General features: G+C 57.9%; 12 protein-coding genes. 9 read left to right on the top strand and 3 right to left on the bottom strand.

Annotated elements, in window-relative coordinates; all coding sequences use genetic code 11:
* Positions 1-11: 11 nt before the first annotated feature.
* Positions 12-962 (bottom strand): transaldolase, encoded by a 951-nt coding sequence (tal, locus tag ACWKXT_RS12275; protein ID WP_454532544.1) that lies wholly within the window; start codon positions 960-962, stop codon positions 12-14.
* A gap of 289 nt (positions 963-1,251) precedes the next feature.
* Between tal and maeB the strand changes: the two genes are divergently transcribed.
* Positions 1,252-3,531, top strand: coding sequence for an NADP-dependent oxaloacetate-decarboxylating malate dehydrogenase (gene maeB / locus ACWKXT_RS12270; RefSeq protein ID WP_454529061.1), 2,280 nt, complete (start codon positions 1,252-1,254; stop codon positions 3,529-3,531).
* A 110-nt stretch (positions 3,532-3,641) separates the two neighbouring features.
* Here the strand turns inward: maeB and hemF are convergent, their stop codons facing one another.
* Entirely contained in the window at positions 3,642-4,541 is a 900-nt protein-coding gene (gene hemF, locus ACWKXT_RS12265; protein WP_454529060.1) for an oxygen-dependent coproporphyrinogen oxidase, read from the bottom strand.
* Positions 4,541-5,416, bottom strand: coding sequence for an N-acetylmuramoyl-L-alanine amidase AmiA (gene amiA, locus ACWKXT_RS12260; protein WP_454529059.1), 876 nt, complete (start codon positions 5,414-5,416; stop codon positions 4,541-4,543). The genes hemF and amiA overlap by 1 nt, the downstream gene beginning before the upstream one ends.
* A 212-nt stretch (positions 5,417-5,628) precedes the next feature.
* Between amiA and ACWKXT_RS12255 the strand changes: the two genes are divergently transcribed.
* The 8 genes from ACWKXT_RS12255 (at position 5,629) to cysA (ending at position 12,100) form a co-directional block, all read left to right on the top strand.
* Positions 5,629-6,054, top strand: a complete 426-nt coding sequence (locus ACWKXT_RS12255) for a GNAT family acetyltransferase (RefSeq protein ID WP_454532543.1) — start codon at positions 5,629-5,631, stop codon at positions 6,052-6,054.
* A complete protein-coding gene (locus tag ACWKXT_RS12250; protein WP_041908792.1) occupies positions 6,041-6,490 on the top strand; it encodes a DUF2919 domain-containing protein in 450 nt (149 codons plus the stop codon). Before ACWKXT_RS12255 ends, ACWKXT_RS12250 begins: the two co-directional genes overlap by 14 nt.
* Positions 6,491-6,553: 63 nt before the next feature.
* Entirely contained in the window at positions 6,554-7,129 is a 576-nt protein-coding gene (locus tag ACWKXT_RS12245) for an RpoE-regulated lipoprotein (protein WP_454532542.1), read from the top strand.
* Between the two features lie 92 nt (positions 7,130-7,221).
* A complete protein-coding gene (locus ACWKXT_RS12240; RefSeq protein WP_454529057.1) occupies positions 7,222-8,121 on the top strand; it encodes a Dyp-type peroxidase in 900 nt (299 codons plus the stop codon).
* Between the two features lie 173 nt (positions 8,122-8,294).
* Positions 8,295-9,308 (top strand): thiosulfate/sulfate ABC transporter substrate-binding protein CysP, encoded by a 1,014-nt coding sequence (gene cysP / locus ACWKXT_RS12235; protein WP_013098205.1) that lies wholly within the window; start codon positions 8,295-8,297, stop codon positions 9,306-9,308.
* Positions 9,308-10,141: a sulfate/thiosulfate ABC transporter permease CysT gene (gene cysT, locus ACWKXT_RS12230; RefSeq protein WP_028014001.1), complete on the top strand. Its 834-nt coding sequence runs from the start codon at positions 9,308-9,310 to the stop codon at positions 10,139-10,141. Before cysP ends, cysT begins: the two co-directional genes overlap by 1 nt.
* Positions 10,141-11,016 (top strand): sulfate/thiosulfate ABC transporter permease CysW, encoded by an 876-nt coding sequence (cysW, locus tag ACWKXT_RS12225; protein ID WP_262814829.1) that lies wholly within the window; start codon positions 10,141-10,143, stop codon positions 11,014-11,016. The genes cysT and cysW overlap by 1 nt, the downstream gene beginning before the upstream one ends.
* On the top strand, positions 11,006-12,100 hold the full coding sequence (gene cysA, locus ACWKXT_RS12220; protein ID WP_335245329.1) for a sulfate/thiosulfate ABC transporter ATP-binding protein CysA: 1,095 nt from the start codon (positions 11,006-11,008) through the stop codon (positions 12,098-12,100). Before cysW ends, cysA begins: the two co-directional genes overlap by 11 nt.
* Positions 12,101-12,123 lie beyond the last annotated feature (23 nt).

Raw genomic sequence — 12,123 nt, 5'->3', positions numbered from 1 at the left:
CCGTGGCAAGGTTAAAGTTTGGCGGCGAGAAGATCTTCAAGTTTGCGCTGGTCGACGGCGAACTGGCGGATGCCGTCCGCCAGTTTTTCCACGGCCATAGGGTCCTGATTGTGCTCCCAGCGGAACTCTGCTTCGGTCATGGCTTTTGGTTTTGGCAGTACGGTAGAGGTTGGTACCAGCTTGCGGATCACCGTTTCGTCGCTCTCCTGCAGCTTTTTCAGCAGATCAGGGGAGATGGTCAGGCGGTCGCAGCCCGCGAGCGCCAGGATCTGCTCGGTACGGCGGAAGCTGGCGCCCATCACGATGGTCTCGTAGCGGTGCTGTTTGTAATAATCGTAGATATTACGCACCGACTTCACGCCAGGGTCTTCCTCTACCACGTACGGATCCATCGGCTGTTTCGCCTGATACCAGTCGTAAATACGTCCGACAAACGGCGAGATCAGGAACACGCCCGCCTCGGCACAGGCGCGCGCCTGCGCAAAGGAGAACAGCAGCGTCAGGTTGCAGTGGATCCCCTCTTTTTCCAGCACCTCCGCCGCACGGATGCCCTCCCACGTCGACGCGAGCTTAATCAGAATGCGTGATTTATCGATCCCCTGCTCCAGGTAGAGTTCCACCAGGCGGCGCGCCTTGTTAATGCTCTTTTCCTGGTCGAAGGAGAGGCGGGCGTCCACTTCGGTCGATACGCGCCCCGGAATGCTTTTCAGAATTTCCGCACCAAAATTAACCGCCAGCTTGTCGCTGGCTTCAGCAACCTGCTGCTCCTGCGTTTTCCCGCGCTGTTTGCCGTAGGCAATGGCGTCATCAATCAGATGACTAAAATGGGCAAGCCCCGCCGCTTTGAGCAGCAGCGAAGGGTTGGTGGTTGCATCCTCCGGCTGATAGTGGCGAATCGACTCGATATCGCCGCTGTCTGCAACCACGGTGGTGAATTGTTTGATGCCGTCTAGCTGGTTCATAAATCATTACTCCTTGGAAATAAAAGAGTTAGATGAGTGCGTTAGTTCACACTTCTGAGAAAATCATGATGGACTTAACAAAAAAGCATAGCAGACGGGGGAGGCATTGCTTTTGAGACGGGTAACATGGCTGATATAAATTGATAACAATTTTTAATGTGTGATGGTGAGAGTTTGGCAGCCTTCAAAGTTTATGCGCTGTCCTGAGGCGATACTAGGCGACACACCAGGGTGTGCATCAGGATCGCTTACGTCACCCTTTTGATCGATACGTGAAAGGAAAAATAAGATGGATGAGCAGTTGAAACAGAGTGCCCTCGATTTTCACGAGTTCCCTGTCCCCGGTAAAATTCAGGTCTCCCCCACCAAGCCGCTGGCGACGCAGCGCGATCTGGCGCTGGCCTACTCGCCGGGCGTTGCTGCCCCGTGTCTGGAGATCGAAAAAGACCCGCTGGCGGCCTACAAATACACCGCGCGCGGCAACCTTGTCGCCGTTATCTCTAACGGGACGGCGGTGCTCGGCCTGGGCAATATCGGTGCGCTGGCCGGTAAGCCGGTGATGGAAGGGAAGGGCGTTCTGTTCAAGAAATTCGCCGGTATTGACGTGTTCGATATCGAAGTGGACGAACTCGATCCCGATAAATTCATCAATGTGGTGGCCGCGCTGGAGCCGACCTTCGGCGGCATCAACCTTGAAGACATCAAAGCGCCGGAATGTTTCTATATCGAACAGAAGCTGCGCGAGCGTATGAACATTCCCGTGTTCCATGACGACCAGCATGGTACGGCGATTATCAGCACCGCTGCCATTCTTAACGGCCTGCGCGTGGTAGAGAAAAATCTCTCCGACGTGCGCATGGTGGTCTCCGGAGCGGGGGCTGCGGCCATCGCCTGTATGAACCTGCTGGTGGCGCTGGGGATGCAGAAACACAACATTGTGGTCTGCGATTCCAAAGGCGTGATCTATAAGGGCCGCGAGCCGAACATGGCGGAAACCAAAGCGGCGTACGCGGTGGAAGATGACGGCAAGCGTACGCTTGAGGACGTGATTGACGGCGCGGACATTTTCCTCGGCTGTTCAGGCCCGAAAGTGCTGACCCAGGAGATGGTGCAGAAGATGGCGCGCGCGCCAATGATTCTGGCGCTGGCGAACCCTGAGCCGGAAATTCTGCCGCCGCTGGCGAAAGCGGTGCGCGAAGACGCCATTATCTGTACCGGCCGTTCGGACTACCCGAACCAGGTCAACAACGTGCTCTGCTTCCCGTTCATCTTCCGCGGTGCGCTGGACGTTGGCGCCACGGCAATCAACGAAGAGATGAAGCTGGCCGCCGTTCACGCCATCGCCGAGCTGGCGCACGCCGAGCAGAGCGAAGTGGTTGCGTCTGCCTATGGCGATCAGGATCTGAGCTTTGGCCCGGACTACATCATTCCTAAACCGTTCGACCCGCGCCTGATTGTCAAAATTGCGCCAGCCGTTGCCAAAGCGGCGATGGACTCCGGCGTGGCGACGCGTCCGATTCAGGATTTCGACGCGTACGTCGATAAGCTCACCGAGTTTGTCTACAAAACCAACCTGTTTATGAAGCCGATCTTCTCCCAGGCGCGCGCCGACGCGAAGCGCGTGGTGCTGGCGGAAGGGGAAGAGGCGCGCGTGCTCCATGCCACGCAGGAGCTGATCACCTTAGGGCTGGCGAAACCGATCCTGATTGGTCGTCCGAGCGTGATCGAGATGCGCATTCAGAAGCTGGGCCTGCAGATTAAGCCGGGCGTCGACTTCGAGATCGTCAACAACGAATCCGATCCGCGCTTCAAGGAGTACTGGAATGAATACTACGCGATCATGAAGCGTCGCGGGATCACCCAGGAGCAGGCGCAGCGGGCGGTGATCAGCAACACCACGGTGATTGGCGCGATCATGGTTCATCGCGGCGAAGCGGATGCGCTGATCTGCGGCACCATCGGCGATTATCACGAGCACTTCAGCGTGGTGCAGGAGATCTTCGGCTATCGTGACGGCGTTCACACCGCCGGGGCGATGAACGCGCTGCTGCTGCCGAGCGGCAACACCTTTATTGCGGATACCTACGTGAATGACGATCCGACCCCGGACGAGCTGGCGGAGATCACGGTGATGGCTGCGGAAACCGTACGTCGCTTTGGTATCGAGCCGAAGGTGGCGCTGCTGTCGCACTCTAACTTTGGTTCGTCTAAATCTGCGGCGGCGTGCAAAATGCGTCAGACGCTGGAGCTGGTGCGCGAGCGCGCGCCTGAGCTGATGATTGACGGCGAAATGCACGGCGATGCCGCGCTGGTGGAGAGTATCCGTAACGAACGCATGCCGGACAGCCCGCTGAAGGGATCGGCGAACATACTGATTATGCCGAACGTGGAAGCGGCGCGTATCAGCTATAACCTGCTGCGTGTCTCCAGTTCTGAAGGGGTGACCGTGGGGCCGGTGCTGATGGGCGTGGCGAAACCGGTGCATGTGTTAACGCCGATTGCCTCCGTGCGTCGTATCGTGAACATGGTGGCGCTGGCGGTGGTTGAGGCGCAGACGCAGCCGCTGTAATTAACCCCACCCCTCACCCTAACCCTCTCCCCTGAGGGGAGAGGGGACAGCTCCGAGCCGTCTTTTCACCCTCGCCCCTTTGGGGAGAGGGCCGGGGTGAGGGGTAAGGGTTACACCCAGTCCCGAACCTGAATAAACTCCTTCAAGGCAGCCTCCGGGCTGCCTTCTTTTGGTTCGTAGCAGTACTCCCAGCGCACCAGCGGCGGCATCGACATCAAAATTGACTCCGTGCGTCCGCCGGTCTGGAGGCCAAACAGCGTCCCGCGATCCCACACCAGGTTGAACTCCACGTAGCGCCCGCGACGATAAAGCTGGAACTCGCGCTCGCGCACGCCGTAGTCGGTGTTTTTACGGCGTTCGACAATCGGCAGGTACGCGTCGGTAAAGCCTTCACCCACCGCGCGCATAAAGCTGAACGCGGTGTCAAAATCCGGCGTGTTGAGATCGTCAAAGAACAATCCGCCGATGCCGCGCTGCTCGTCGCGGTGCTTCAGGTAAAAGTAGTCGTCGCACCACTTTTTGAATTTCGGGTATACGTCCTCGCCAAACGGCTGGCAGAGGTCGCGCGCGGTGGTGTGCCAGTGCACGGCATCTTCTTCGAAACCGTAGTAGGGCGTGAGGTCGAAACCGCCGCCAAACCACCAGACCGGATCGGCCCCCGGTTTTTCTGCAATGAAAAAGCGTACGTTGGCGTGGCTGGTCGGCACGAACGGGTTATGCGGGTGGATCACCAGCGAGACGCCCATCGCTTCGAAGCTGCGGCCCGCCAGCTCAGGACGGTGCGCCGTCGCAGACGCGGGCATGGCATCGCCGTAAACGTGGGAGAAATTCACGCCCGCCTGTTCAAAGATGCCCCCGTTACGCAGCACCCGGCTGCGTCCGCCTCCGCCCGCTTCGCGCTGCCAGCTATCCTCCTGGAATTCACTGCCGTCTGCGGCGGCCAGTTTCCGGCAAATCTCATCCTGCAGCTGCAGCAGGAACGTTTTGACCAGCTGTGCATTGGGTTTCATCAGCGTTTCCTGGAGTGCGCTTTCTGGTTATCGAACCAGTTGAAGTAACTGATAATGCCGGAGGCGATGGCGTTGGCGATCTTCTGGCGAAACGCCGTGGTGCCGAGCAGTCGCTCTTCTTCCGGGTTGGTAATGAAGGAGGTTTCCACCAGCACGGACGGGATGGACGGTGACTTCAGCACCACAAACGCCGCCTGTTCGGTGCTTTTACTGTGCAGGCGGTGCACCGGCTTAATCCGCTTGAGAATATGCGAGCCGAGCGTCAGGCTATTTTTAATGGTGTCCGTCTGCACGAGGTCAAACAGCACCTGCTGTAAGAGATGATCTTTATCGGTGGCCTTCTTCCCGGCCACTTCATCCGCCCGGTTTTCACGGTCGGAGAGGTACTTCGCCATGGCGCTACTGGCGCCGCGGTTGGAGAGGGCAAACACCGAGGCGCCCGCGGCTGACGGGTTGGTAAAACCGTCCGCGTGGATCGACATAAACAGATCCGCACCGTGCTGATGGGCAATCTCTACGCGGTCGTACAGCGGAATGAACGTGTCGCCGGAGCGCGTCAGGCGGGCGTCAATGCCGTTGCTGCGTAAAATCGATCGCACATTTTTTGCAATCGCCAGCACGACGTGTTTTTCTTTCGACCCGTTTTTGCCAATGGCGCCGGTATCAATCCCGCCGTGGCCCGGGTCGAGCATCACCAGACGCTTTGCGCCCGGCTTTTTGGTTTTCGGCTTGCTGTGCCCGTTGTTGGTTTTAAGCGTGCTTTCGTCTTTAGCCTGAGCCTGCTTTGCGATGCCCGTTAACGTTAAGGCCGCCAGCCCCGCTTTGAGAACCTGACGACGCGATGTGAGTGCTTTTAATGGTTTGAATGTGCTCATGCGGCCTGAATACTAAAAAATGGGGTCCTGGTGTTATATCGTATCGTGTTTCCCGTTACGACAGTCCTTATTGAGAATTGTTTTACTTTTCATTTCAATACGTGACAAAGTGACATTATGCCAAATTTTGGCGAGATTTTCCCCGGTTATTGGCTAAACGTCCCGTTCACGCCATAATCACTGTTTTTAAACCCGAAAAGGCAGTTAATACCATGGAGATACGCGTTTTTCGCCAGGAAGATTTCGAAGAGGTGATCACCCTTTGGGAGCGCTGCGATCTGCTGCGTCCGTGGAACGATCCGGAAATGGACATCGAGCGTAAGGTAAACCACGACGTCAGCCTGTTTCTGATCGCGGAAGTGAACGGCGAGGTCGTCGGCACCGTAATGGGCGGCTACGATGGCCACCGAGGCTCGGCCTATTATCTGGGCGTGCACCCGGAATACCGGGCGCGCGGCATCGCCAATGCGCTGCTTAATCGTCTGGAAAAGAAACTCATCGCCCGCGGCTGCCCGAAAATCCAGATCATGGTGCGGGAAGATAACGACGTGGTGTTGGGCATGTATGAGCGTCTGGGCTACGAGCACGCCGACGTGCTGACGCTGGGTAAGCGCCTGATCGAAGATGAAGAGTACTGAGATCCACCCGGCTGACTATGACGCGCAGGGCCGCGTCAGGCTGCCTTTCTTATTCTGGTGCGTTTTGCTCCTCCAGGCCCGCACCTGGGTGCTGTTTGTGATGGCTGGCGCGTCGCGCGGGCAGGGCGATACGCTGCTGAATCTCTTCTATCCCGATCACGATGCCTTCTGGCTCGGCTTATTGCCGGGCGTACCGGCGGTGGTGGCTTTTTTGTGCAGCGGTCGACGGCATGTCATCCCGCGTCTGTGGCGTGCGCTTCGCTGGCTGCTGATCCTCGCCCAGATTGCGCTGCTGTTCTGGCAACCCGTGCTCTGGTGGCTGGGTGAACCGCTTTCCGGTATAGGCATCGCGCTGGTGGTGGCGGATATTGTGGCGCTGATGTGGCTGCTGACGAATCCCCGCTTACGCGCCTGTTTTACGCAAGAGTCAGATTAGCGCGGCACTTTTTGCCGATGCCGCACTCCAACAAGCGTTGATTTAATTAGAAAGGACGTTTCAATGAAATCGCTGCGTTTACTTTTATGCGCTCTCCCGCTGGCGTTGACCGGCTGTTCGACGCTCTCCTCCATTAACTGGTCTGCCGCCTATCCGTGGAACTGGTTTGGTTCGTCCACCGAAGTGACCGAGCAGGGCGTAGGAAAAATTACCGCGTCAACGGCGCTGGATCAGGACGCCATTCAGGATGCCCTGAGCAGTGACTACCGTCTGCGCAGCGGCATGAAAACCGAGAATGGTAACATTGTGCGTTACTTCGAAGCGCTGAAGGACGACAAGCTGGCGCTGGTGATCAACGGTGACAAAGGCACGGTAAACCGAATTGCCGTGATGGATGAAGATATTCCGACGGCCAGCGGCGTGAAGGTAGGCACCCCGTTTGGCGATCTCTATAAGCAGGCTTATGGCAACTGCACCAGCGTACCGTCTGACGACAAGGTCGCGGTGGAATGTAAGGCGCAAGGCAGCCAGCACATCAGCTATATCTTCACCGGAACCTGGAGCGGCCCGGAAGGATTGATGCCGTCTGACGACACGCTGAAGAGCTGGAAAGTGAGCAAAATACTCTGGAAGCAGTAATTTGCGCCTGAACAAACCGCCTCGCTGAAATCCGGGTATAATAGCCGCCATCAATGCCACGCTGACGTGGCATCTTTATTTCAGGAGGAGCGATGTCTCAGGTTCAGAGTGGCATTTTGCCAGAACATTGCCGCGCGGCGATTTGGATTGAAGCCAATGTCAAAGGGGACGTGGATGCCCTGCGTGCGGCCAGTAAAGCGTTTGTTGATAAACTGGCGACCTTCCAGGCCAAATTCCCGGAAGCCCACCTCGGCGCCGTTGTTGCCTTTGGGAATAACGTCTGGCGTCAGCTGAGCGCTGGCGAAGGGGCGGAAGAGCTGAAAGACTTTATCCCTTACGGCAAAGGCCTGGCTCCGGCGACGCAGTACGACGTGCTGATCCACATTCTCTCTTTGCGTCACGACGTGAACTTCTCCGTTGCTCAGGCGGCGGTTGAAGCGTTTGGCGACAGCATCGACGTGCAGGAAGAAGTTCACGGTTTCCGCTGGGTGGAAGAGCGCGATCTGAGCGGCTTCGTCGACGGGACGGAAAACCCGGCGGGTGAAGAGACGCGTCGCGATGTGGCGGTGATCAAAGACGGCGTGGACGCGGGCGGCAGCTATGTGTTCGTGCAGCGCTGGGAGCACAACCTCAAGCAGCTTAACCGCATGAGCGTGCACGACCAGGAGATGATGATTGGTCGTACTAAAGAGGCTAACGAAGAGATTGACGGCGACGACCGTCCGGTGACCTCTCACCTGACCCGCGTTGACCTTAAGGAAGACGGCAAGGGGCTCAAAATTGTTCGTCAGAGCCTGCCGTACGGCACCGCAAGCGGCACGCACGGCCTCTACTTCTGCGCCTACTGTGCGCGCCTGTATAACATTGAGCAGCAGCTGCTGAGCATGTTCGGTGACACCGACGGCAAGCGCGACGCGATGCTGCGCTTCACCAAACCGGTGACCGGCGGCTATTACTTTGCGCCGTCCGTTGAGCGTCTGCTGGCGCTGTAATGGCCTTTCTCCCTCTCCCTGTGGGAGAGGGTCGGGGTGAGGGCATCAGGCCGCACCCCTTATTCCCTTTTCTGCTTCTAAATCACCAAACGGTATATAAAACCGTTACTCCTTTCGACCTCGTTATAAATATTATGACTATAAGATAGTCATCACATTTATAAGGGTGCGCAATGGCCGTTACTGTACTGAAAAAAGGATCGCTGGCACTGGCAGGTTTACTGCTGGTGGCGCAGGCGCAGGCAACCGAGCTGCTTAACAGTTCGTATGATGTCTCCCGCGAGCTATTTGCCGCCCTTAACCCGCCGTTTGAACAGCAGTGGGCGAAAGACAATAACGGTGACAAGCTGACCATCAAGCAGTCTCACGCTGGTTCATCCAAGCAGGCGCTGGCGATCCTGCAGGGGTTGAAAGCGGACGTGGTGACCTATAACCAGGTGACCGACGTGCAGATCCTGCACGACAAGGGCAAGCTGATCCCGGCGGACTGGCAGAGCCGACTGCCGAACAACAGCTCGCCGTTCTATTCCACCATGGGCTTCCTGGTGCGTAAGGGCAACCCGAAGAACATCCACGACTGGAGCGATCTGGTGCGTTCCGACGTGAAGCTGATTTTCCCGAACCCGAAAACCTCCGGTAACGCGCGTTATACCTATCTGGCGGCGTGGGGCGCGGCGGACAAAGCTGACGGTAACGATAAAGCGAAGACCGAGCAGTTCATGACCCAGTTCCTGAAAAACGTCGAAGTTTTCGATACCGGTGGCCGCGGGGCGACCACGACCTTTGCCGAGCGTGGGCTGGGCGACGTGCTGATCAGCTTTGAATCCGAAGTGAACAACATTCGTAAACAGTACGAAGCGCAGGGCTTCGAAGTGGTTATCCCGAAAACCAACATCCTGGCCGAGTTCCCGGTGGCGTGGGTAGATAAAAACGTGCAGGCGAACGGCACCGAGAAAGCGGCAAAAGCTTATCTCAACTACCTGTACAGCCCGCAGGCGCAGACCATCATCACCGATTATTACTACCGCGTGAATAACCCGGACGTAATGAACAAACTGAAAGACAAATTCCCGCAGACCGCGCTGTTCCGCGTGGAAGATCATTTCGGCTCCTGGCCTGAGGTGATGAAAACGCATTTTGCCAGCGGCGGTGAGTTAGACAAATTGCTGGCGGCGGGGCGTAAGTAATGTTTGCAGTCTCGACAAAACGCGTGCTGCCGGGCTTTACCTTAAGCCTCGGGACCAGCCTGCTGTTCGTCTGCCTGATCCTGCTGTTGCCGCTCAGCGCGCTGGTGATGCAGCTCTCTGAGATGAGCTGGGCGCAATACTGGGACGTGGTCACCAACCCGCAGGTAGTGGCGGCCTATAAAGTTACGCTGCTGTCGGCGTTTGTCGCCTCGATTTTTAACGGCGTGTTTGGCCTGCTGATGGCATGGATCTTAACCCGCTATCGCTTCCCGGGCCGCACGCTGCTTGATGCCCTGATGGATCTGCCGTTTGCGCTGCCGACGGCGGTGGCGGGCTTAACTCTCGCGTCGCTCTTCTCCGTGAACGGGCTGTACGGTGAGTGGCTGGCGAAATTTGACATCAAAGTGACCTACACCTGGCTCGGTATCGCGGTAGCGATGGCCTTTACCAGCATCCCGTTTGTGGTGCGTACCGTGCAGCCGGTGCTGGAAGAGCTGGGTCCGGAATACGAAGAAGCGGCGGAAACGCTGGGTGCTACTCGCTGGCAGAGCTTCCGCAAGGTGGTGCTGCCGGAGCTCTCTCCGGCGCTGATGGCGGGCGTCGCGCTGTCGTTTACCCGCAGCCTCGGTGAGTTCGGCGCGGTGATTTTCATCGCCGGGAACATCGCCTGGAAGACGGAAGTGACCTCGCTGATGATTTTTATCCGTCTGCAGGAGTTTGATTATCCGGCGGCGAGCGCGATTGCCTCGGTGATCCTGGCGGCCTCGCTGCTGCTGCTGTACTCAATTAACACTCTGCAAAGTCGCTTTGGTCGACGTGTGGTAGGTCACTGATGGCGGAAGTTACGCAATTGAAGCGATACGATGCGCCCCGCATCAACTGGGGTAAATGGTTTCTGATTGGCATGGGCGTGCTGGTTTCCGCCCTCATCCTCGTTGTGCCGACGATTTATATCTTCGTCCAGGCGTTCAGCAAGGGGCTGATGCCCGCGCTGGAGAACCTGGCGAACCCGGACATGCTGCACGCCATCTGGCTGACGGTGCTGATTGCGTTAATCACCGTGCCGGTGAACCTCGTGTTCGGGACCCTGTTGGCCTGGCTGGTGACCCGCTTCAACTTCCCGGGACGTCAGCTGCTGCTGACCCTGCTGGATATCCCGTTTGCCGTGTCGCCTGTTGTTGCCGGTCTGGTTTACCTGCTCTTTTACGGCTCTAACGGCCCGCTGGGCGGCTGGCTGGATGAACATAACCTGCAGATCATGTTCGCCTGGCCGGGCATGGTGCTGGTGACCATCTTCGTGACCTGTCCGTTTGTGGTACGCGAACTGGTGCCGGTGATGTTAAGCCAGGGAAGCAATGAAGACGAAGCGGCCGTTCTGCTTGGCGCATCCGGCTGGCAGATGTTCCGCCGCGTCACGCTGCCGAACATTCGCTGGGCGCTGCTTTATGGCGTGGTGCTGACCAACGCCCGCGCCATCGGTGAATTCGGTGCCGTTTCCGTTGTCTCCGGCTCCATCCGTGGTGAGACCCTGTCGCTGCCGCTACAGATTGAACTGCTGCAGCAGGACTACAACACCATCGGCTCGTTTACTGCCGCAGCGTTGCTGACGCTGATGGCCATTTTGACCCTGTTTTTGAAGAGTGTGGTGCAGTGGCGTTTAGAAAATCAGGAAAAACGTCAGCATCAGGAGGGAAATCATGAGCATTGAGATTGCCAATATTAAGAAGTCTTTTGGTCGCACCCAGGTGCTGAATGATATCTCGCTGGATATCCCTTCCGGGCAAATGGTGGCGCTGCTGGGGCCGTCTGGCTCGGGTAAAACCACGCTGCTGCGTATTATCGCCGGGCTTGAACATCAGACCAGCGGGCATATCCGCTTCCACGGTACCGACGTGAGCCGCCTGCACGCCCGCGATCGTAAAGTAGGTTTTGTGTTTCAGCATTACGCGCTGTTCCGCCACATGACCGTGTTCGACAACATCGCGTTTGGCCTGACCGTGCTGCCGCGTCGTGAACGCCCGGATGCGGCAACCATTAAAGCGAAAGTGACCAAACTGCTGGAGATGGTACAGCTGGCTCACCTGGCGGACCGCTTCCCGGCCCAGCTTTCCGGCGGGCAGAAGCAGCGCGTGGCGCTGGCGCGCGCGCTGGCCGTTGAGCCACAAATTTTGCTGCTGGATGAGCCCTTCGGCGCGCTGGATGCGCAGGTGCGTAAAGAGCTGCGTCGCTGGCTGCGTCAGCTCCATGAGGAGCTGAAATTCACCAGCGTCTTCGTGACCCACGATCAGGAAGAGGCGATGGAAGTCGCGGATCGCGTGGTGGTCATGAGCCAGGGCAACATTGAGCAGGTTGACGAGCCGGAGCAGCTCTGGCGCGAGCCGGCGACCCGCTTCGTGCTGGAGTTTATGGGCGAGGTGAACCGTCTGCAGGGCACCATTCGCGGTGGGCAGTTCCACGTGGGCGCGCACCGCTGGCCGCTGGGCTACACTTCCGCTCATCAGGGGCCGGTCGATCTGTTCCTGCGTCCGTGGGAAGTGGACGTCAGTCGCCGAACCAGCCTGGATTCCCCGCTGCCGGTGCAGGTGCTGGAAGCTAGCCCTAAAGGTCACTACACCCAATTGGTGGTACAGCCGCTGGGCTGGTATACCGAGCCGCTGACGGTGGTCATGCGCGACGAGGTGCCGCCGCACCGGGGTGAGCGCCTGTTTGTCGGGCTGCAGCACGCCCGTATTTATCACGGGAAGGAGCGCATCGAGACGCGCGAGGATATTGCTCTGGCGGAGTCAGCCTGATAGGTTATTGAGTATGTTTTTCG

Source organism: Enterobacter sp. UPMP701 (genome assembly GCF_053709515.1).
This window is presented reverse-complemented; position numbering and strand designations above follow the sequence as displayed.